The sequence below is a fragment of the Succiniclasticum ruminis DSM 9236 genome, assembly GCF_900112895.1.
In the GTDB taxonomy this organism is placed as follows: Bacteria; Bacillota; Negativicutes; order Acidaminococcales; family Acidaminococcaceae; genus Succiniclasticum; species Succiniclasticum ruminis.
In genome coordinates this window covers 374,850-396,641 of record NZ_FONL01000001.1, presented here as the reverse complement: position 1 = coordinate 396,641, position 21,792 = coordinate 374,850, and the positions used below count along the sequence as shown (strand labels likewise).

The 21,792-nt window shown below is 46.9% G+C and carries 15 protein-coding genes and 1 riboswitch; of the genes, 12 read left to right on the top strand and 3 right to left on the bottom strand.

What is annotated here, in order from left to right:
- Positions 1-21: 21 nt before the first annotated feature.
- The gene (locus tag BM159_RS01820; RefSeq protein ID WP_177205849.1) at positions 22-789 is read left to right on the top strand and encodes a carbon-nitrogen hydrolase family protein; all 768 of its coding nucleotides are present in this window, start codon (positions 22-24) and stop codon (positions 787-789) included.
- A gap of 63 nt (positions 790-852) precedes the next feature.
- Here the strand turns inward: BM159_RS01820 and BM159_RS01815 are convergent, their stop codons facing one another.
- Positions 853-1,683: a MerR family DNA-binding transcriptional regulator gene (locus BM159_RS01815; RefSeq protein WP_093912540.1), complete on the bottom strand. Its 831-nt coding sequence runs from the start codon at positions 1,681-1,683 to the stop codon at positions 853-855.
- Positions 1,684-1,942: 259 nt separating this feature from the next.
- Here BM159_RS01815 and BM159_RS01810 point away from each other — a divergent pair, with 259 nt between their 5' ends.
- From BM159_RS01810 to BM159_RS01760, 11 genes are all read left to right on the top strand, one after another.
- Positions 1,943-2,770 (top strand): class I SAM-dependent methyltransferase, encoded by an 828-nt coding sequence (locus BM159_RS01810; protein ID WP_093912539.1) that lies wholly within the window; start codon positions 1,943-1,945, stop codon positions 2,768-2,770.
- 29 nt (positions 2,771-2,799) lie between these two features.
- Positions 2,800-2,962: riboswitch (cobalamin riboswitch) on the top strand.
- A gap of 172 nt (positions 2,963-3,134) precedes the next feature.
- On the top strand, positions 3,135-5,324 hold the full coding sequence (locus BM159_RS01805) for a TonB-dependent receptor (RefSeq protein WP_093912538.1): 2,190 nt from the start codon (positions 3,135-3,137) through the stop codon (positions 5,322-5,324).
- A 136-nt stretch (positions 5,325-5,460) separates the two neighbouring features.
- A complete protein-coding gene (locus BM159_RS01800; RefSeq protein WP_177205848.1) occupies positions 5,461-7,041 on the top strand; it encodes an ABC transporter substrate-binding protein in 1,581 nt (526 codons plus the stop codon).
- A complete protein-coding gene (locus BM159_RS01795; RefSeq protein ID WP_093912536.1) occupies positions 7,038-7,988 on the top strand; it encodes an ABC transporter permease in 951 nt (316 codons plus the stop codon). The genes BM159_RS01800 and BM159_RS01795 overlap by 4 nt, the downstream gene beginning before the upstream one ends.
- Complete coding sequence (locus BM159_RS01790; RefSeq protein WP_093912535.1) at positions 7,985-8,824, top strand: ABC transporter permease; 840 nt, start codon at positions 7,985-7,987, stop codon at positions 8,822-8,824. The genes BM159_RS01795 and BM159_RS01790 overlap by 4 nt, the downstream gene beginning before the upstream one ends.
- A 10-nt stretch (positions 8,825-8,834) precedes the next feature.
- Positions 8,835-9,791 (top strand): ABC transporter ATP-binding protein, encoded by a 957-nt coding sequence (locus tag BM159_RS01785; protein WP_093912534.1) that lies wholly within the window; start codon positions 8,835-8,837, stop codon positions 9,789-9,791.
- Positions 9,772-10,536, top strand: coding sequence for an ABC transporter ATP-binding protein (locus tag BM159_RS01780; RefSeq protein ID WP_177205847.1), 765 nt, complete (start codon positions 9,772-9,774; stop codon positions 10,534-10,536). Before BM159_RS01785 ends, BM159_RS01780 begins: the two co-directional genes overlap by 20 nt.
- 288 nt (positions 10,537-10,824) lie before the next feature.
- Positions 10,825-13,074: a TonB-dependent receptor gene (locus BM159_RS01775; RefSeq protein WP_093912532.1), complete on the top strand. Its 2,250-nt coding sequence runs from the start codon at positions 10,825-10,827 to the stop codon at positions 13,072-13,074.
- A 207-nt stretch (positions 13,075-13,281) separates the two neighbouring features.
- Positions 13,282-14,778 (top strand): nitrogenase component 1, encoded by a 1,497-nt coding sequence (locus BM159_RS01770; protein WP_093912531.1) that lies wholly within the window; start codon positions 13,282-13,284, stop codon positions 14,776-14,778.
- Positions 14,775-16,034, top strand: coding sequence for a nitrogenase component 1 (locus BM159_RS01765; RefSeq protein ID WP_093912530.1), 1,260 nt, complete (start codon positions 14,775-14,777; stop codon positions 16,032-16,034). Before BM159_RS01770 ends, BM159_RS01765 begins: the two co-directional genes overlap by 4 nt.
- 61 nt (positions 16,035-16,095) lie before the next feature.
- On the top strand, positions 16,096-16,977 hold the full coding sequence (locus BM159_RS01760) for a radical SAM protein (RefSeq protein ID WP_177205846.1): 882 nt from the start codon (positions 16,096-16,098) through the stop codon (positions 16,975-16,977).
- Between the two features lie 114 nt (positions 16,978-17,091).
- On the opposite strand, the gene BM159_RS01755 is transcribed toward BM159_RS01760, so the two are convergent.
- On the bottom strand, positions 17,092-20,148 hold the full coding sequence (locus BM159_RS01755; RefSeq protein WP_093912528.1) for an efflux RND transporter permease subunit: 3,057 nt from the start codon (positions 20,146-20,148) through the stop codon (positions 17,092-17,094).
- Positions 20,145-21,473: an efflux RND transporter periplasmic adaptor subunit gene (locus BM159_RS01750; protein ID WP_093912527.1), complete on the bottom strand. Its 1,329-nt coding sequence runs from the start codon at positions 21,471-21,473 to the stop codon at positions 20,145-20,147. The genes BM159_RS01755 and BM159_RS01750 overlap by 4 nt, the downstream gene beginning before the upstream one ends.
- Positions 21,474-21,792 lie beyond the last annotated feature (319 nt).

Below are 21,792 nucleotides of genomic sequence, written 5' to 3'. Positions count from 1 at the left end.
AATAAATCTATACGTATTGCTTTGTGTCATCTGGATGTAGCCCAGGGGCCCCAGGCAGAAAATATTAAAAAAATAGAAAAAGCAATTAACATTGCCGGCCGGCACGGCGCCAACTGGATTGTTACGCCGGAAACCGCGTTGCAGGGATATTATTTTTATGTGATTGATCCGAAGCAAAAGGAAAAAATAAAACCGCAGCCTTCTGAAGACATCCTGTCTTTAACAGAGTTGTGCAAAAAGTATGGCGCCTACTTATTCCTTGGCGCCGGCGAATATGATAAACAGGCGGACTGTTACAGGAATTCCTGCCTGATTTTCGGCCCCGACGGCAAACCGGTGGGACGGCACAACAAAATGTCTGCCCATGTGGGCTTTGGCGCAGAGGTATGGTCAACCAACGATGATAAATTGAATCCTGTTGTCTGCAGTGGTGTGGCAACAGGAGTACTGGTCTGCTCTGATATCTGGTTTTTAAATTATCCCCGCGTTCTTGCGGACAAAGGCGCGCAAATTATTGTCGATATCGCTGCCTGGCCTCCTACAAAGGAAACGGGAACTCCATTACCGAGCTGGGAACTGGCTTCACAACGGACGGGGTTGCCTGTTGTGGTCTGCAACCAGACCGGAACGCCGAAGTGGATGGACATGACGCCGGGCCAGAGCGCCGTGATTGAAAACGGCAAGGTAAAGTTTTTATACAGCGGGAAAGAAGCGGTGCTGTTGTTTGACTGGGATTCAAGGACAGGGAAAATGCTTTCGGAAATGTTTGATATAGTATCTTTATATTAAGTGTTGTGCAAGAAAGTATCAAATTAATAGTTTTTAAAAGACTAACGTCCCGTATGAACCGGATTATTCATACGAGACGTTAAGTTCTATCTTGGTAAGTTTTCGTTTTTCGTTTTCAAAACAGTTGAAAGTCTGCCACGGTGTTATGAAAGCTAACGGTTTATAGGTGAGACCGATTTTGTCCATAAACTCTTCCATCAGAGTTATATACCGCAAAGCATTCTGGCGGAAAGCTCCTTCGATGATCAAGGTAAGATATAATGCCGGAGGATATTCCAAGGGATTTGTAAATAGTTTTGTTTCATTGGTAAGCAGAACGATTCTGTATTGATGAGGCTCGCTCAGATCAGACAGATTTTTAAAAACGGGCATAAAAGAAAGCTGCAGTTGATGTGTCAACAGGTTTGTCGCAAAACTGCTGATCAGCGGCGTGCTTGCTAACAGGGCATCTTTGTAAGAAGTATTTTCATGAATTACGGCGCTGCGCTGACAATATATCTGGTGATGAGGAATCAGCATAATATTATTAATGGGAAGATTGTTTGATTTCTGAATAGAGGAAATCTTAGCGTGGAGACATTCGATCTTATGAGAAAGGGACTCTACAGTTTCATTATATTCAAAAATCTTGTCTTTCAGCATTTCTGTTAATTTGTCATTAGAAGGATTTTTATTGTACTCAGCAAGCAGATGTCCTTGTATGTTCAGTTTACGTAAAGACAGCAGTATGCTGAATAAAACAATCTGCTCTGCGGAGTAATACCGGTACCCGTTTTCTTTTTTAAAGGCAGGTGTGAAAATTCCCTGGTTGTCATAATAAATCAGGGTTTGTTTATCAATATTAAATAATTTGGCAAATTCTACAGGCGTATAATACTGCTCCCGGATTCCCATGGCTTAGCTCCGTAGTATTAACAGAAATAAATTTTAATTAATTTTAAAGCCTTAATAGTTTATATTTATTATAAACTTTTTTTATTCATAATACAATACAGGATGTTTTTTATCCAGATTGCCGTCGTTAAAACCTGTTTCTTCTCAAAAAATAAGGTTTCATGGCATAAAACCGGCACAACGTTTATAAAAATTGTACTTGACTTTATAGCGGCTATATTGATTAAGATTATACTTAAAGAAGCAGGGAGTTGTGCTTATGTACCAGTTAAAATCAGTAAATGTAGATGATTTATGGCAAAAAGACCAGGGTTGGGATGCAGAACGGAAGTCCGGCCGAAAATTTGATGACAGAGTGGAACTGGAGTTTTGGGATAAACTGGCTCCGACCTATTCGAGGCAATACAATCTGTACCGGGATTCTGTTTCCTTGCGGGATAAGTTAAAGGAAATCTTTGGAGAAGGGAAAAAGATTATTGATCTGGGTTGCGGCTCCGGTAATTTTTCCATACCGCTTTCCAAGTATTCAAAAGAGATCCTTGCTCTTGACTTTTCACCGGCTATGCTGAAACAACTGGCAATAAGCATTAAGCAGGAGGGATGTAAAAACATCCGGATGATTTGTTCCAAATGGGAAGATTATACTGAAGATTATCAGGCAGATTTTGTTCTTGCTGTTAACTCGCTGTATCGGGTCTGTTATATGAGGCAGGTCCTGTCTAAAATTGCTTTGTACGGAAGAAAGGGTTTTGTAATTGTAAGGACCTTATTGCGCCCGCAGATGTACGAACTATACAGAGATTTGGGGCTTTCATACCGGTATAACAACGACTATATTCTCATGCCGATGATGCTTTGGGATATGGGAATAAATGCCAATGTGGAATACTTAAGCTACACCCGTAGGAAATATTATAATGATTTCTCCGCAGTGGAAGAAGAAATGAAAAATGACTTGGGAGAGCTTTCCTTTTTGAATTTTAATGACCAGCTTTCAGAAAAGTTCATGCAAAATGCAATGGAAGAAAGTAACGGATTTGTTTATGATTCAAAGCGGATTGTTCAGATTATATCTTATATAAAATAGTGGTGATGAGGCAATCCGTATATTTTAAAAATAAATATTTATTTTACGGTGCAGTGATGTGTAAAATGCCAACAGGTTAAAGGCCTGTGCTGTCCCGCAGCTGTATAACATCTGTCAGGTGGAATGGAATAGGGATTTCCGCAGAACGATTGTATGTTGAGCCAGCAGGCATGCCGTAAAAAAGATTAAATACATTTTGCGAGCGACAGAATGGTGAAAAACAGAGGTAATCTATGCCTTTTTGCAGCTTGCGAAAAGGCTTTTTTGTTTGATAAGAAGCAAGGTTGTTCCGCTGAGTAGGGCAGGACCATGTAAGACTGGCTGCAGGAAAGGTGTGCAATAATATTAATAGGAGGAAGACACTATGAAGAAACGTTCTAAAGGCATGTTGATGACCGCTCTGATTTGCGGAGCCATTATGCCGGTGTTTTACGGCGGAGCAGTGGCTCATGCCGAAAAAACACATTCATTCGATTTGCCGACAATTATTGTTGAAGCGGAGGGAAACGTTGTCGAACTGCCCGGCGGTATGGTAAACGAAACTGCCAAGATGGGGGTGTTCGGTAATAAGAGTGTGATGGAGATTCCCTATTCGGAAATGAGCATGACACAAAAATCCGTAGAAACATTCGTGAATCCCGCGGGTCCTTTGCAAAGCGTTCTGATAAACAATCCATCTATCCGGACAAGTTCCACTTCTCCCATGTATTCTGATTTCTCCATGCGCGGCATCAACATGAACGGCAACCATATGATGCTGAACGGTATTCCCAGTCTGTTCTATCAGTTTGCCGAACCGCGTTCTCATTTTATTGAACGTATTGACATTACTTCAGGTCCTAACGCCGGTGTTAACGGTGTAAGTATGTCTAACAACGGTACCAACAGCGGCGCAACGCCTGCGCCCGGTACAATCAATGTTGTTACGAAGCGGGCCAAGGATACTCCTATAACCCGGTATACCCAAACGTTTACCGGAAGAGGTAACTTTGGTGAATATATTGATGTTGGCCGCCGTTTTGGCAAAAACAAAGAATGGGGTGTCCGTATCAATGGCGAATATTTGGATGGTGAACTTTCATCCAGAAAGGCAAAAGATAAGGAAAGAAATATTTTTGTAAATCTTGATCATCGCAGTGAAAAGAGCAATACCAACATTTTCCTGGGACACTGGGATAAGAGGGTGTATCACGGACAGCGCTGGTTTACTTTTAACGGCAAAAGCGATTCAATGCCGGAAGCCCCGAATTCCAAGAACAATTATGATTTTGACGGAACAGTAAAATATATGCGTGGCTGGATGTTTACGATTAATCATGATCAGAAGATTGGAAAAAATCTGGACTGGTTTGTGAATGCGGGTCATCATTATCGTACGGGCTACAAATATAATTCATCGTCAGCTTTAAAATTTAACGAATTCGGAAAATTTGATAGTTCCAATGTATCCAACGCCCAGGCTGAAGAAGGCAACAATACCTACATACAGACAGGAGTAAGGGGAAAATTTAAGACGGGCATTGTTGAACACAACGTGTCGCTGTCCGTTGACCGTTCCTATGCAAAATACTGGAATAATACCCATAACAGTGCCAAAGGAACAATAGGCGGCGATTTATATAACGGCGTTGCTTACCTGGCCGGCTTTGAGATTCCGGAGCTGCGTACTCCTACATTGCAGTGGGACGAGGTCAATACAGGTATCACCATTGGCGATTCCATGAAAATCGGTAAGAAATGGAATGTTTCGATAGCGGCTTCCCGAAAACATGAAAACTTTGAAAACAAAGTAAACGGACAAAAGATTAAAAACAATAATGTTCTTCCGACCTACGGCATAACCTATCAGCCCACGGAAAACATTGCAATTTATGCAGGCCATACAGAAGCATTTTCAAGGGGTTCCGTTGTTTCGGGAACAAAATATGTAAATGACGGAGAAACCCTTGATCCTTCCACCAGCAAACAAAATGAAATCGGTGTGAAAGTAAAGAGCGGGAAGACACTGACGACATTCAGTCTTTTTGATATTGATCAGCAAAGCGTTATTGATACTGATCTGGGCGGCGGTATGTATCGCAGAGCTATTGACGGACGGGAACGGTTCCGCGGCGCTGAATTAACCTTTAACGGAAAACCGCATGACAAATGGACCTTTACCGGCGGTTTAATGTATTTAGATAATGAACGGCGTAAAACTGCCGGCGGCGCTAACGACGGGAAATTTGTCAACGGCGTGGCCAAATGGAGCGGAGTGTTAGGTCTGATTTATGAACCTGACGATAAATGGGGCATCATGGGCCGTCTGGTTGCCTGTGGTACTTCTTATATTGACAACGCATCTTCCCCCACCGGCAAAACAAGGATTCCTTCCTATGCGACCTTAGATTTGGGCGTAAACTATAAAGCTAAGATGGGCAAAGTTCCGGTGACAATATCTGCTACCTGCTTCAATGTTCTGAACAAGGATTACTGGATGGGCAGAGGCAGTTCTACGACATTTGGCCTTTCCATGCCCAGAACCTTACTGCTTTCCGCAACTTTTGATCTGTGATAAAATATAAGTAATACTATACACCCCCCAGAGAGTATTCCGGGGGGTGTAATCGCATTTTTATTGTTAAGAACGCGTGGACGGATTAATTTTTTGTTTTTAGAGTATTTATAATCTGTAAAGCGGTATGAATGCCATGCAGAAGAAGAGTTTTTTTATTACATTAATTTTACTGGCAGTTTCTTTGACTGCCGTAATCATATCTTTGCCGGGATGTAAAAAACAGAGTGTTTCGGAAGACGCGGAAATCATTCTGGCCGCAGGCAGGGATTTGTCTCCCGGTTACAAAGACCCGTATTTTTCTACTGTAATTCTTAAAACATGGGAACCGCTGATTGCAATATCTGACGATGGAGACATTGAACCTAAGCTCGCCCTTTCCTGGGATTCCAATGAAAGCAGGACGGAATGGCTGTTCCATTTACGTAAAGGAGTAACATTTCAGGACGGGGTTCCCTTTAACGCAAAGGCAGTTGTGGAGAATTTTAAAAGATATTCCCATATGGGATATCGTCCCTCATCTTTTTACGGCTTTGCAATTGAGCGGGTCTATCCGGGCTTGCTGAAAGCAGAAGCTGTGGATGAGTACGTATTAAAACTGACATTTAAAAGGCCGGTGCCTATGCTGATCTACCGGATGGCCGGATGGGGCAGCGCTATGTTCAGCCCGCATTGCTTTAATGCGGATACCGGTGATTTTATTTCGACAGCGATGGGGACAGGGCCATTTTACATAGCAGACAGAAAAGATAATGAATATACTGTGCTGAAACGCTATGAAAATTATTACGGAGTAAAGGCAAAAGCAAAAAGCGTGCGGATTAAAGTGATTCCTTCACCGGAAACCAGATATTCTGCCATGAAGTCCGGTGAGGTACACGGTGTTATTGATCTGGGGGGACTGACTCCGATACTGGCGAGGGAGCTTGTTAAGGACGAACGGTTTGCATGCAATGCGGCAAAATCAACTATATCCCATTATCTTACACTTAACGGGCGCCGGTTTCCTTTCAGTGATGAAAGGATGCGCATTGCGCTGAATCTTGCCATTGACCGTGAAAAAATAGTAAAGCATTATTTTTGCGGCTTTGGCACGCCGACAATGAGCTTCTTAAACAGTACCAATCCTTTCACTAAAGTTTACCCGCCGTATACTGATATGGAAAAGGCCAAAAAGCTGGCATCAGATGTATTGCAGGGACGGCGGCAAAAAGTAAAATTCCTGTTGCACCAGTATGGAGTTTCGCGTTATCCTTATAAAATTATTTCCGAATTTATACAGGCGGAACTGAGACCGTTGGGCTTGGATGTGGAAATCGTGATGGTAGACAATCAGGCTTCCCGCAAGACCATGCAGCGGGGAGAGTTTGACATGTCTATCGGAACAAGGGGACTACCTAACCTGGATCCGACCTGGCTGTTGCACGAGTTCTTTTCTGCTGAAGGAGGCATGAACAAATCCAGCAGTTTCGGATACTACAATCCGGTAATCGAGAATTGCTTCGCACAGCTGGATTACACGTATCCCATACCGGAAAGGGCCCGGTTATATGACACCATTATCCGGCAACTGCTTATACATCCGGCAGTCGTTCCTCTTTTGGAAGATACAAATCTTGCTGTCTATGATAAAAGACTGGGCGGTTATAAGGCAATTACCTATGGAATCACATTAGACAAAGTACATTGGATCAGGAAAGATGAGGCCGGACAATGAAAAGTGCAATTCTTTTTTCACTGCGCAAACTGTTTCTGCTGATACCTTTTCTAATAGGAATTACCATTTTGTCTTTTATTTTGGGCATTATAGCGCCGGGAGATCCTGCTATTGTGGTTCTCACGATGGACGGAATCACTGAACCTACTACTGCGGAACTTACTGCCATGCGGCATGCTATGGGGCTGGATCAGCCATATTGGACGCAGTATGGGAAATGGCTGCTTCACGCGGTCTCGGGTGACTTGGGCAATTCTTACGTAACAGGAAAACCTGTGCTTGGCGAGTTGATGAGGCGTCTGCCTGTGACTGCTAGCCTGGCAGTCTGTGCCATGGGATGGGTTGTTGTGTTTGGTATTCCGTTGGGAATCTGGTCGGCTAAGAACACAAACCGGGGCCCGGAACTTGTGCTGCGGATATTTTCCTTGTTGCTGATCTCGGTTCCCGGATTCTGGCTTGCCATCATCCTTATGCTGGTTTTTACAGAAGAATTGCGGTTGCTGCCTTCCAGTGGGTATGGAAGCGAAGTGCAGATGATTATGCCTTCTTTTGTCCTGGCTTCCGGAACGATGGCTTCTGTTTTACGTTTGCAGAAGACGACAGTTACAGAAACGATGCAGAAGCCGTTTGTCCTTACCGGACAGGCAAAAGGCCTTCCTTTAAATCATATTATGTGGAAGCATGTATTCCCTAATTCGGTTATGCCGGTCATAACCATGATGGGAACCTTTTTCGGTTCGGTTTTGGGCGGATCGGTCATTATTGAGGATCTGTTTTCCATACCCGGCCTGGGAAGCTATGTATTAAGCGCTATCTGGAGCCGGGATTATCCGGTTATTCAGGGATATGTCATTGTCAGCGGGACGATTTTTGTCGTATTTAACTATCTTGTGGATTTGAGTTATTATGCCCTGAATCCTTCTGTACGGCAGGAGGAGGAATCATGAGAACAAAGCTGGGTCAGCTGCATTATATTTACAAACTTGCAATTATTGTGGTTTTATCTATTATTCTGTGTGCGGTACTTGCTCCCTGGATAGCGCCGTATGATCCGTATCAGGTTTCTATTGATGAAATACTGCAGCACTGTTCTGCAAAGCACTGGTTAGGAACAGATGCTTTGGGCAGGGATCTGCTGAGCCGGGTAATATATGGAGCGAGGACGTCTGTTGCCTTTGCGGTTGCGGTCGCCTTATGTACCATGCTGGTCGGGGTTTCGCTGGGAATTGCAGGGGGATATTTCGGAGGAATTACTGACAGGGTCATCCAATGTCTGGTAAGCATGATCCAGGGGCTTCCCGGTATGAGTATGATGATCGCCATAGCGGCTGTTCTTCCGGAAAACGATTTTCGCCTTATTATTGCAGTGACCCTTACTTCGTGGGCAGGATTTTCCCGTATTGTGCGCAGTGAGGTGATCCGCATCAAAGGGGAAACGTATGTGGAAGGAATTAAAAGCCTGGGCGCGGGGAACCGGTATATACTGAAAGAATATGTATTCCCTAACATTCTTCCGGTCATTGCGGTTCTTCTTACTTTGCGCATCGGCACATCCCTGCTGTCTGCTTCCGCACTCTCGTATTTAGGGCTTGGAGTTTCGCCTCCCGCAGCGGATTGGGGTGTTATGATCAGCGATGCAAGGACCTATTTCCGAAGCTATCCTGTTATGATACTGGCGCCGGGGATAGGGATAACATTGTTTTCTTTGGGAATTAATTTAACGGGAGACGCTCTTTGTGAGCTGTTGAGCATAAAAAAAGGGCCGGAAAACAAAGAAATGTAGGAGGGCCATAGTGGACATAAGAATCAGGGATCTCTCTGTATCATTTGTTACCAACGGGAAAAATCTGGCTGTTTTGAAAAATATCAGTCTGGGTCTGGTCCAGGGCACTGTTACCGCAATTATAGGGGAGTCTGGGAGCGGAAAGTCTGTCCTGGGCGCCGCACTGGCGCGGCTGCTGGATCCGCAGGCGGTCATTTCAGGCCGTATTCTGTATGGGGATACCGACCTTCTTTTGCTGGATGAGCCGGAGATGAGTGAAATCAGAGGGAAAAGTATCAGCTGGATGGCACAAAATCCTGTCTCAGCAATGGATCCTTTGCAAAAAACCGGAGATTTTGTAACAGAAATACTTGATTTCAGAAAAGCATTTCCTTCTGAACGATTGCAGGAAATAGGGATAAAACAGTTGCGGCGTTTTGGGCTGCAAAATGCAGAGACTGTAGGCCAGAGTTACCCTGGCGCCTTGTCCGGCGGTATGGCGCAGCGTGTGTTGATCAGCGCTATGACCGTGGAGGAACCGGAGTGGTTGATTGCAGATGAACCGACCAAGGGGCTGGATGCTATGGGGCGAAGGCAGGTTTACCTGAATTTGTGCCAGCTTGCCCGGGAACGGAGAATGGGCATGGTGCTTATTACCCATGACCTGCGGCTGGCGGAACGGTTAAGCAATTATATTGCGGTTATGTATGCAGGGGAGATAGTGGAGTATGCCGGAACAGGTGAGTTTTTTGCCTCGCCCGGGCACCCGTATAGCAGGGGATTGGTTGCCGCCCAGCCGGATAAGGATATGAAGCCGATCCCGGGAGACATAACGGATCTGCCTGCGTCGGCAAGCGGCTGTTCTTTTGCGCCGCGCTGCCCGTCTTTTTGTGACAGATGCAGTGAAAAGCAGAAGATGGTAGAAAAGGACTCCCATTTTGTCCGTTGTTGGAGGTATGTTCAGGAAAATGGCGATACTTTCCGTTAAGCATGTCTGCAAGAGTTATAAAACAGGCCTGATTAAGAAAAAAACAAAGATAATATTACAGGATATCACGTTTGATGTGCAGGAGGGGGAAGTCCTGGGCCTGACCGGTGCAAGCGGTTCGGGAAAATCAACCCTGATCCGGTGTATTATGAGGCTGACCCCTGTCGACAGCGGAACTATCATTATGGATGGGACAGATTTATTGCAACTGTCCCCAACAGACTTACGGCAAAGTAGAAAAGTAATGCAGATGCTGTTTCAAAATCCTGCTTCCGCATTAAATCCAAGAAAGACCATACGGGAATCCCTGGCAGAACCGATTCTGATCCATCAGCTTCCGGAGGCTACATTAAAAGAGATACCGGGTATTCTGGATATGTTGCAATTGAAAAAGGACCTGCTGGACCGGTATCCTCACCAGTTGTCTGGCGGGGAACTGCAACGGATCTGTCTGGGCAGGCTTCTTTTATTGCGCCCCAGGTTGCTGCTTTTGGATGAACCTACGTCCATGCTTGATGTTTCGGTGCAGGCGCAGATTATTGAAATTATGAGGAATATAAGAAAGGAATACCCCATAACGGTTTTATTTGTTTCCCACGATCTTGCCTTATTAAAAGCGGTTTGTGACCGTATCGGTGTCATGGAACAGGGAAAACTGCTTGAACTGCAACCGGTTGAGGAACTGTTTCAACATCCATCGGAACAGTATACCCGTGATTTAATAAGAGCTTTTAACGATTTTTGATTTACCGGTTGTATTTAGAGTTGTAAAGAGTGAAACAGCATTCGCTATTATCGATATATATTACTACTAGGTTATAGTTACTATATACTTTCTGTTTATCCGGTTCCCCGAACTTCAAAATTTTTCCGGGAAACCGGATTTTTTGTAATCAATAAATATTACAAGATATAAAAAGATAGTAATTATTATTAATAAAAATATAAAATTTGGCTTGACCTTATAGCAAATATAAGGTGTATCATCTAAAACAAGGCGATTTGTAAGTAATTCTGAAAGGGGTAACTTAAAATGTTAAAAGGAAAAAGAAAAGCATTATCTGTTTCCGTAATGCTGGCAATTTTCGGTATGGGCTATTCTGCTGTGGCTGCTGCAGCAGAGCCTTCAACACATTCTTTTGAATTAGAAAAAATTATCGTTGAAGGTGAAAGAGCTTTGCCCGGAGAGATGGTGAACGCGAACGGGTCCGTTGGCATTCTGGGCAACAAAGATGTGATGGATACCCCGTTCAGTGTTACTAATGTTTCCCAAAAAACACTGGATTTGTTTTTGGGCCCCAATGAACCGTTAGACAAAGCGTTGGTAGGGGTTCCTTCTGTACGTGCTTCAGGAAGTGTTTTACACGGAGATTTCTCCGTAAGAGGATTTCGTTCCAACGGTACATCTATGTATGTTAATGGTGTTCATGGCGTTATGACCCAGTTTAACCTGCCGATGTATGCTATGGAAGGGATTGATGTTGTATCCGGACCGAACTCCATGCTTGGGGCAAGCGGTGTGCAGTATGAGTCTAATACGGCAGGCGGCATTGTGAATGCACGTACCAAGCGGGCGGGCATGGAAGATTTTATAAAATATAAACAGACTTTTTCCGGAAAAGGGTCTTTTGGTGAGTATCTGGACGTCAGTCAGCGTTTTGGGAAAAACAAATCCTGGGGCGTCCGTCTGAATACCGAACTGCTGAACGGCGAGACCGCTGTAGATGACGCCGATATGAAGGCGAAAGGCATTGCCCTCAACATTGATCATAAAGGCAAACATAGCAGCACCAACCTGTTTGCAAATTACAGGGATCTGGATATTTACAACGGCATCCGCTGGTTTAAACTCGCAAACCCTGGGACAGCTACCGTTACGGATGCAGACGGGAATAAAGTAACCCGTACCATTCCCGGCGTTACTTATGTACCTGACGCTCCTAAAGGAGGCAGGAACTATGCTGCCGAAGGAACCTGGAAAGCAGGTTATGGCTGGTTTGCCACATTGAATCATGAGCAGTATGTGAATAAAGACTGGACACTGTTTGCTAACTTTGGTTACAGCCGCCAGAAGCTGAACCAGAATGTTTCTCCCAATATGAGTTCTTACTGGATTACAGATGATTTGGGGAATTATGATTATATCCAGACAAACAGCGCTACGCCGCAGCGCTCTTATTATGCGCAGATTGGTTCACGGAATAAGTTTAAAACGGGAGACGTGAAGCATGAAGTAATTCTTTCTCTGGATAAAGCATGGCGTAACCGCAACGGTTCAACTACCGTTCCGGGAACACGGTATCTCGGAGAGGCCAATATTTATACAGGGCCGATCAACCAGGATGCCAATGCAAGGATGATTGGATATACGACAAGACCTAACAACAAAACTTCCATTTGGGGTATTTCTTTATTAGATAATATTGAATATAAAAAATGGAATGCCATGATCGGCGTTCACAAACATGAAGCTAATGCACGGTCCTGGAGTACTGCTACTGAAACCTATCATTCTGTAAAATCAGACGCAACCTGTCCGACATATTCTTTAAGTTACAAGCCGGATGAAAATTGGCTGATATATGGGCATCATGCTGAAAACTTTGATGTTGGCGCAGAAGCGGGCGCAAGTTATGCAAATGCGGGCGAAATCATGCCGCCGGCCAAGACAAAACAGAATGAAATTGGCGTTAAGTATGGAACTAAAAACGGATTGTTTACCTTAGCTTATTTTGATATCGAACAGGCAAGCAACATCAGCGTGAACCGGGATGGTAAAAACTATCTGGTGCAGGATGGTAAAATCAGCCATAAAGGCGTGGAATTAAGTTATAACGGAAAGCTGGCGAAAAAGTGGAATGCAATGATAGGCCTGGCATACATGGACGCCAAGTATAAGAACATGGGCGCGGCGGCAGCTTATAAGAACGGACAGAGAGAATCCGGTCAGGGCAAGTGGAGCGCCTCGGCTGCCATCGAATACAAGGCAGACGAGAAATTCAGCGCAATTGCCCGCGCCACATATACCGGAAGCACACCGTTCTATACTGTAAATTACAATAGCAGTACAGTAACGGCATCCAGCAGGCATCTGAACGCACCGGCCTATACGGTTGTTGATTTAGGAGTGACCTACAATACCAAGATCAATAAGATCCCGGTTAAATTGTCCGCAATGTGCTATAACCTGTTTAACAAGGATTACTGGGTAGTTGCACGCGGCGATCAGGTTTACCTGTCGACCCCGAGAACGTTCTTCCTGTCAGCGGAATTTAAACTGTAACCACATTTTGCAGAATACATAATATAACAAAAGCCGGAAATCTGGAATTATTGGTTTCCAGATTTCCGGCTCATTTTTCTGAATTACTTTATACTAAAAATATACCGCAAAATGTTTTAACAAAGTGCTGAGTTTGGTAAAATATTAATAAAGGTTAATAATCGTTATTATTAGCAGCAACATAACCAATCTTGACGGGAGTAACCGATGAACGAATACTACAGCGACATGCTGTTTCTGGATATGAAGCCCTTTACCCTGCTGCACAGGCTGGGGGTTAACGGGAAACAGTCCGGCAGCCTGGCTGCCATACAGGAAATCCCTCATGCGGTTACCGTGATGTACGGACCCCGGGGCTGCGGGTTCCATTACCGGAATACCGTACGTGTCCGCAGCGGCCCGGTTGCGAATCTGGAGTGCGCCGGTCTGACGGACCGGGATGTCATTTTCGGAGGGGAACGGAAGCTGCGCCGCCTGTTGCCGGAAATCGACAGGACAAAGAAGCCGGAAATGATTTTCATTTTGCCGACGGTTGTTTCGGATGTCATCAATGACGACCTGTATGGTATTGCGCAGGATATGCAGGCAGAAGTGAAAGCGAAGCTTGTGATTGTGAAATCCCAGGCTTTTTCCCATATGGATAAAACCAATTCCCGGAAGAATATTGCGGAGCGGGCCCGGCAGAACTGTAAGCAGAAGTTTTCCGGCGCCGACTACCGCGGGTGCGGCTATGTGGAAGTCATGAACGCGCTGGTGGACCAGGTAATGGAACCGCAGGCAAAAGACCCGCTGTCCATCAATATTGAAAGTTTTATCTGGGGGTACGGCGGAACGGAAAAGCTGAAACGGATGAGTGGCCTGCTGGCCAGTATGGGAATCCGGGTTAATGCGTTCTTACCTGCCGCCGGGCTGGAACAGATCCGGCAGATGCCCCGGGCAGCGCTGAATCTGGTGCGCCGGAAAAAATGGGCCATGGCTATGGAAGAAACGTTTGGCACGCCTTATCTGCATGTGGCCGACCTGTACCAGTGGCACGGGCTGGACGGTATGCGGGAGTTATATGAAACCATAGGACGGATGCTGGGCATCCTGCCCCGTGTGCAGGCGGTGCTGGATGAAGAAGAGGCAAGGATCCGCCCACTTCTGGAAGAATCGAAGCAGGTACTCTCCGGGCACCGGTTCTGTCTGATCACCAACAGCCTTTCCGCATTGCCGGAGCTGATCAAATGTTATGAAGCAGATGACGGGGTGCCGCTCCGCCATATCCTGCTGATCCCCAATCCAAATTTTCAGCGGGATTTTGCCGTGGATTCTGTAATGATGGAACGGCTTTACGGCAGGATCCGGGAGGCCATGGAGCTGTATCACTGCCATGCGGACCTGACGGTGGACCCATCGGCAGAACAGATGCAAAAGATCATTGATGACAGCGAGTTTCTGATTTGCGGCAGCCACCCCCGCTATGCGCAGTTTGGCAAGCCGGTAATGCCCGGCTTTCTGGACAGGGTCGTTTTTGACTATGACAGTTTTGCCGAAGTGGCAGCGGAGTTTGCCGCAAGGGTGCGGCAGCAGGAACCGCCCGGGCATTTGTTGTTGAACCGGATGGAGTATGATCCGGTCTTTTACCCGCTGCGAACGGATGACAGCAATACCTGGGCTTCCAGGGAAATGTATACCAGGATGTGGAGGTTGCGGAAACGATGAAACCGATGAGCGGATGCGCCCTGATCGGTGCGGCGCGTGCTTTGTCCGGCATCCGGGACGGGGCGGTTTTGCAGCATTCGGTCGTGGGTTGTCACTGGGGTTCTCTGGCTGCCGGTATGCTGCAGCAGCCGGATGATTTCCGGCAGGCAAGCACTGTGGTATATGAAGAAAATGTGATACAGGGCGGAACGGAACTGATTCCGCAGGGGCTGGATAATATAACGCAGCTGTATCCGGATGCAAAGGTCATCTTTGTGATCAGTGGCTGCATCCCCAATATGATTGGGGACGATACGGAAAGTGCGGTGGACCGTTGGCAGGAGGAACATCCGGAGCATACGGTACTGTATATTCCGGCGCCGGGTTATGCGGGAAACGAAAATGACGGCATCGAACGGGCGCTTCTGGCTTTGCTGCCTTTGATGGCAGGGCATGAAACTGCAGAAAACGAAATCAAAAGGGAAACAGGCAGTGCAGCGGACCAGAACTTTGTTTCAAAGAAATTACCTACAGTAAATATATTGGGTATTATGGCCAGCGATCCTTACAGCATCAATGATTTACAGTATCTGCGCCGGTTGTTTGCGGGTAAGCTGGAAATCCTTTGTGCTTCGCATCAATGTACCACGAAAGAGATAAGCCGTATGGGACAGGCAGATATGAATATTGTTTTCGGGCGTGGGGAAAAACTGGCGAAAATAATGTGGGAGCAGTTCGGCATCCCGTATTTGCGCTGTGAGTATCCGTATGGAATCCAGGGTATGCGGATGTTTTTACAGAAACTCGAAGAATGCCTGTCGGTGGACTTTTCAGAAGAAATCCGCAAAATGGAAAAGGAAGCAGACCGGGTGGTCCGATACAGCGGCATGTACCTTACGACGCTGTACCTTCTTCCGGCAGTGGTTACCGGCGACCGGGCACATCGTCCCGGGATGAAGCGGTTTCTGCAGGATGAACTGGGGATGGATGTTACAGCCGGGTTTGATGCAGATGCCGGCGACCAGGATCAGTTGGAAACGGAATTACAGCATTCCAATGCGGTACTGTTGCTGGGTTCTTCTTTTGAGGCAGAGCTGGCGGAGCGGTTTTCACTCCCACTGGTGCGTTACGTTTATCCCGTCGTTGACGAAGTCTGCCTGACACGGCAGACACTGTTGGGAGCGGAAGGCACAGCGTATCTCGTCCAGCAGATCGTGAACGCGGTAATGCGGGTGCGCTATAAAGCGGAAGGAATCTTCCGGGCGTTGCGGGATTAAAAGCAGAGACGGATTTAACAGGAGTCTCATTAAGTTCAGTATAAAAGTTGAGGTTTTGCATTTGACGCAGGAAAGCAGAAGAACAAACACAACTGTACAGGGAAACATTTTTAAAAGCAGTGTCAGCGCAGGAGAAAATGACTTTGCGAGGCATCCCTGTTTTTCCGAAAGCCTGAACCAGTACGCGCGGATCCATCTGCCGGTGGCTCCTGCCTGTAACATTCAGTGCCGGTACTGTCTGCGCAAGTACTGCTGTGCCAACGAATGCCGGCCCGGGGTGACGGCGCTGGTGATGACACCGGTGGAGGCGCTTGACTGGTACTTAAGCCAGAAGAAGCAATTCCCCGAAATTACGGTTGCCGGTGTTGCCGGGCCGGGAGATGCCCTGGCCAACTGGCCGGTTGTAAAGGAAACATTACGGAAGATACGTGCCGTGGATCCGGAAGTGTATTTGTGTCTTTCCACAAACGGATTACTGTTGCTGGAATATGCGGAGGAACTGCTGGAGAGCGGCGTGCGTTTTGTGACGGTGACGGTGAATTGTGTTGAAGCGGAATGCGGAGCAAAATTATATGCGTTTGTCAATTATAAAGGAACGCAATTCAGAGGGGTGGAAGCTGCCAAACTGCTTTTTCGCCAGCAGGTCGGGGGGATACGGGCCGCTAAAAAACTGGGCCTGTTTATCAAAATTAACTGTGTAGCGATTGACGGAATCAACCTGGACCAGATTGAAAAGGTAGCAAACCTGGCGGACGAGTTGCAATGTGATGTTATGAACATCATCCCGTTGCTGCCGGTGCATGGCAGTGAATTGGAAAAAGAAAAACCGCCGTCTTGTGAACAGATTGAAAAACTGCGGCAAACCTGCGGTAAAAAGATCCGGCAGATGAAGCACTGTAATCACTGTCGTGCCGATGCAGTTGGAAGACTGAAAGGGAAGTGAATTTCTGCAGTGAAATCTGATACGGGGTGATTTTTCCTGTATCAGATATTTCTACGAACAAATCAAAAAGAGCAGTGCTGAAGTTAATCAGCGCTGCTCTAAAATTTTGCTTCCTTATATCCTCTTCGGGAACCGTTTCTTCAGCCAGAGGAACAGAACCGGTATCACAAACAACGTAAACACCGTTGATGTAATCATGCCGCCGATGATGACCCAGGCCATGCTGACCCGGGTCTCAGAACCTTCTGAAAGGCTCAGGGCGGTGGGCAGCATGCCGACTACCATAGTTATAGCGGTCATGAAGATAGGTTTCAGCCGGACTTTGCCGGCTTCTACTACAGCTTCCAGAGGAGAAATGCCTTCGTGAATCCGGGTAAGAGTGTAGTCTAACAGCAACGTGCCGTTTTTGGCGACAAGGCCGTCCATCACCAGAATACCGATCAGCGAATACAGGTTGATGGTGTTGTTGGTGAACAGCAGGAAGAAGATGGAACCGATGATACCCAGAGGCAAAGAGAACATCCGGATAAAGGGAGTAAAGACAGATTCATACAGAACCGCCAGCAACAGATATATTAATAGAAGAGACATGGTGAGGGCCATGATCATTTCCTTAAAGGAAGTATTCATGGTGGCCGTCTGGCCGGAGAATTCATAGCGGCAGCGCAGGCTGGCCGCTTTTATTTTTTGTTCAACTTCCTGTTTCACTTCGTTCAGGGGCCGGTCTGTCAGGTTAGCCTGCACGTTGATGAAGCGTTCCTTGTTCAGGCGCCGGATGGTGGTGGGGCCTACCGTTTCTTTGATTTCCGCAATGTCTCCAAGATATACGCTGCCTGTCTTAGCGGGGATGGGGATGGACTTCAGTTCATCCATCTGGTAGCCTTCGCCTCCCGCAAAGCGGACATTGATATCCGTATCCTTGCCATGGTTGTTTTCATCGTTGGCCAGTACGCCCGCCCGCTGCCCGGTGATGGCAGAGGCAAAGGACCGAAGCACCTGGCTTAAACTGACGCCGTAATATTCCAGCTTGTCCCGGTCAACCACTACTTTCAGTTCCGGATTTCCTTCTACATAAGAATTTTTTACGTCCTTGACGCCGTTTGTTTCTCTTAAAATTTTTTCCACTTTGGCGGATTCTTCCGCCAGAACTTCCATGCTGGAGCCTTTTAATTCTATCTGCAAAGGTGAACGCACCAGATTGCGGCCGCCGGAAACGCCGGCTACAGAAGATTGGATGACATTGACCCGGGCCCTGGCGCTGCCCAGATTATTCCGGGCAAAGGCGCGGATGTCTTCCGCAATGGTCCAGACGCTGCGGGAACGTTCGTTTTTGCTGTATAACGTGATGGAGATTTTGCCGTTGCGCTCCAGGGTAGTCACATAGGACATATGGTGTTTGATTTCCGGGATAGTGCGCAGGTAATCGTCAAAGAGCAGCAGCACTTCGTTAGTCTGCTGGGCGTTGGAACCGATAGGCAGTTCCACATTGACCTGCAGCGCGCTTTCATCTGTTTTGGGCATGTACTCGGCGCCCACGATGCCTAACGGGATCAGTAGCAGGCTGCATAAAAACAGGGCGATGATGCCTGTCAGCAGTTTTTTGGGATGCTGCAGGCAGTTCCGCAGCAATACTTCATAACGACGGATGGTATTCCGCTCCAGATTGTCAAAAAAGTCCCAGACTTTTCCCTGCGGTTCTTCCAGGCCGCCGGCATACAGTTTCGAGGCCATCATGGGAGTCAGCGTAAAGGAAACTACCAGCGACATGAGGGTGGCGAATACAATGGTGAGACCGAACTGGCGGAACAGCTGACCCGTAGCGCTCTGCATGAAAGCGATGGGCAAAAACACGACCACGTCACACAGGGTCATGGCGATCGCTGCCATGCCGATCTGCATACGTCCCTGCTCCGCGGCGTCTCTGGCATTGTATCCGTTTTGCAGGAAACGGTGGATGTTTTCCAGGACGACAATGGAGTCGTCCACTAAAATGCCGATACAGGTGGCCATGCCCATAAGGGACATCATATTGAAAGTGAATCCTGCGGCATACATCAAAAAGAAGGTGGCAATCAGGGAAGTGGGGATAGCGATCATGACCGCGGAGGCAGAACGCCAGCCACGCAGGAAGAGATACAGGACCAGACCGGTGGTGACCAGGCCTTCCAGTAAGGTGCGCAGCGTGTTGTTCAGGGAATTTTTGACAAAGGTCGCTTGGTTATAGACCAGGGTGAAAGTGTAATCAGGATAACTTTTGCGCAGTTCCTCCAGTTTCTTTAATACGTTATCCGCGGTATCCACGATATTGCTGCCGCTGGTCTTGTACACTTCCATGGAGACCGCGTCGCTGCCGTCCATGCGGGCGTAACGGGAGCTTCGTTTATTCTTTACCTGTACGTCTGCCACGTCCCGCAGCAAAAATGTCCTGCCGTTTTTGGTCAGGCTGATCTGTTCAATATCCGAAACGGTTTTATACTGGGAATCCAGGCGCACGGAAACCTGCCGGTTCTCCGAATACACGGAACCGGCGGAAACCATGGTGTTTTCACTGCGGATGGCGTCGGTGATATCTTTCAGGGTCAGGCTGTAGTAATTCAGCTTTTCCTGGTTCACCAGCACCGCGATTTCCTTTTCTGCGCCGCCGGTGACGGAAACGTCGGCTACACCCTCTGCCTGCTGCAGCTTTTCCTTAAAGGTGTTTTCTGCCATTGCATGCAGGTCTGCCGCATCCTGCTTGCCGGTGACCGCAATTTCTATAACAGGGTATTCTTCCGCCGAACGCTTCAGCACTACAGGCTCGTCAATATCCGCCGGCAGGGAGCTTCGGATCTTGTTCAGACGTTTGGTGGCTTCCACGGACATCAGGTTGGGATCCAGTTCCGGAGAAAGTTCGATAAACACTTCCGAGCGTCCCGTCATGCTGACGGAACGAATCTCTTTGACCCCTTCCAGCGTGGAGATGGCGTCTTCAATGGGTTTGGTCAGCTGCTGTTCTACCGATTCCGTACTGGCCCCGGGATATTGCACCACGCAGCTGATGTAGGGAGAATCTACATCCGGTAGCAGTTCCACGCCGATGTGGGAATAACTGAACAGACCCAGCACCGTGATCAGCATAAAGATCATGGAAATGCCGATGGGGCGCTGGATGGAAAATTTGGTTATATTCATTTTTCTTCATCCTTTTTGCCCAGATCGGTAACTTCCAGGCCTTCCCGCAGGCGGGACACGTTGTCGGTGATGACCTTGTCTCCTGCTTTCAAGCCGCTTACGATTTCCAGTTCTTCCGTATTGCGTATGCCGGGCTGGATAATTTTGCGGTGCGCCTTTTTATCCTCGCCTAATACAAAAGCGTACTGCTTGCCGTTTAGCTCTAATACGGCGCTGCGATTAATGAACAGCGCTTTATCTTTTTGCAGAAAGCGCAGGGAACCCTTCGCGAACATGCCGGACTTCAGCTGGCCGTCTGCTTTGTCCAATGCGACGCGAACCAGGTAGTTTTTGGTTTCTTTGCTTTTGTCCGGGCTTACAAAGGTGATTTTTCCCGGATATTTTTTCCCCAGCGATTCCACCAGAACCGAAACAGATTCCCCGGTCTTTAGCAGGGCTGCATCGTACTCAGAAACCTGGCAGTCCAGATGCAGGCTGCTGTTATCCACGATGGTAAAAAGGTGGGAACCCGCCTGCACATAGCTGCCCGCTTCCGCGTTGCGGAAGGTGATGACCCCGTCCCGCGGCGCCCGGATGGTCATATCCGCCCGCTGGTTTTCCAGCAGTAGCATGGAATTGCGCCGTTGTTCCGCCCGTTGGGCCCGTTCGGCCACATAAGCCGGTTTTCCTTCAAACAGTTTCTGGCTGGTCAGAGAATCCAGGTTGGCTTTGGCGCTGAGCATCTGCTGCTCTGCTTCATCCAGCGCCAGCTTGGACACGGCGCCTTTCTTAAACAATTCCGTGTAACGATCAAAATTTGTTTTTTTCAGATTGTATTCGCTTATATATTTCTGGTAATTGGAATTAAAGGTCGCGTCATACCGTTCTGTGTAGGCATCATAAGATTTGTAATCCGCTTCCGCCCGGTTGACCTGAATGTTAATATCCTTTAAATCCTGCTGGGCCAGCACATCTCCGGCGGAAACTTTGTCCCCCAAGTCTTTTTGCACGTCTGTGATCATGCCCGCGTACTTGTTCACCACAACGATTTTGGCGGCGGCGTTGGTCTGGCCGAACAGGGTGACGGTTTTGTACATGGGGCCCGCAGCCAGCACTTTGGTGTGGACTTCCACTTTTATTTGCTTGCGGTCTGCGGAAGCCGGGCTTTTGATCAGACCTTTAAGGGACGAAAAAAGAAGGATGCCCAGCACCGCAATGCAAAGAAAAACTGCCGGCTTGTTATTCTGTAATTGCCAGCGCAGATTGGGAATCCGGTTTTTGATTTGCAGCAAAAAGCCTTTTGCATTTTGCAGAAGGTTCTTAAAAAAGTTAGATAAATCGTCCATGGTACTCTCCGTAATGCACCCTTGTAATGTATACAGGAAAGAATGAAATACAATTCATTATCGCATTTCACTAGCACTTAAACTTAAAACTCAGAATGAAAAACAATTAAGATTATTTGTTAAAAATAAAAATTCTTATTAAGATTTTCTAAATTATATCATCCTTTGCACGAATATGGAAGAACGGTCAGTCTCTTTCGCAATCATTTTTGCCGAAAGATGATATAAAAAGTATTTATTTTAAATCTTATGATTTTAATTGCTATAATTGAGTTTTTGAAAAATATAGAGACGGTTTGTGGAAATGTGAAATATATTT

What these genes read in the sequence shown, in the direction of transcription:
- BM159_RS01780 (WP_177205847.1), top strand. Translation starts at nt 9,772, where the DNA reads ATGGCGATACTTTCCGTTAAGCATGTCTGCAAGAGTTATAAAACAGGC.
- BM159_RS01750 (WP_093912527.1), bottom strand. Translation starts at nt 21,473, where the DNA reads ATGGACGATTTATCTAACTTTTTTAAGAACCTTCTGCAAAATGCAAAA.
- BM159_RS01775 (WP_093912532.1), top strand. Translation starts at nt 10,825, where the DNA reads ATGTTAAAAGGAAAAAGAAAAGCATTATCTGTTTCCGTAATGCTGGCA.
- BM159_RS01795 (WP_093912536.1), top strand. Translation starts at nt 7,038, where the DNA reads ATGAAAAGTGCAATTCTTTTTTCACTGCGCAAACTGTTTCTGCTGATA.
- BM159_RS01770 (WP_093912531.1), top strand. Translation starts at nt 13,282, where the DNA reads ATGAACGAATACTACAGCGACATGCTGTTTCTGGATATGAAGCCCTTT.
- BM159_RS01815 (WP_093912540.1), bottom strand. Translation starts at nt 1,683, where the DNA reads ATGGGAATCCGGGAGCAGTATTATACGCCTGTAGAATTTGCCAAATTA.
- BM159_RS01810 (WP_093912539.1), top strand. Translation starts at nt 1,943, where the DNA reads ATGTACCAGTTAAAATCAGTAAATGTAGATGATTTATGGCAAAAAGAC.
- BM159_RS01790 (WP_093912535.1), top strand. Translation starts at nt 7,985, where the DNA reads ATGAGAACAAAGCTGGGTCAGCTGCATTATATTTACAAACTTGCAATT.
- BM159_RS01800 (WP_177205848.1), top strand. Translation starts at nt 5,461, where the DNA reads ATGCAGAAGAAGAGTTTTTTTATTACATTAATTTTACTGGCAGTTTCT.
- BM159_RS01805 (WP_093912538.1), top strand. Translation starts at nt 3,135, where the DNA reads ATGAAGAAACGTTCTAAAGGCATGTTGATGACCGCTCTGATTTGCGGA.
- BM159_RS01755 (WP_093912528.1), bottom strand. Translation starts at nt 20,148, where the DNA reads ATGAATATAACCAAATTTTCCATCCAGCGCCCCATCGGCATTTCCATG.
- BM159_RS01765 (WP_093912530.1), top strand. Translation starts at nt 14,775, where the DNA reads ATGAAACCGATGAGCGGATGCGCCCTGATCGGTGCGGCGCGTGCTTTG.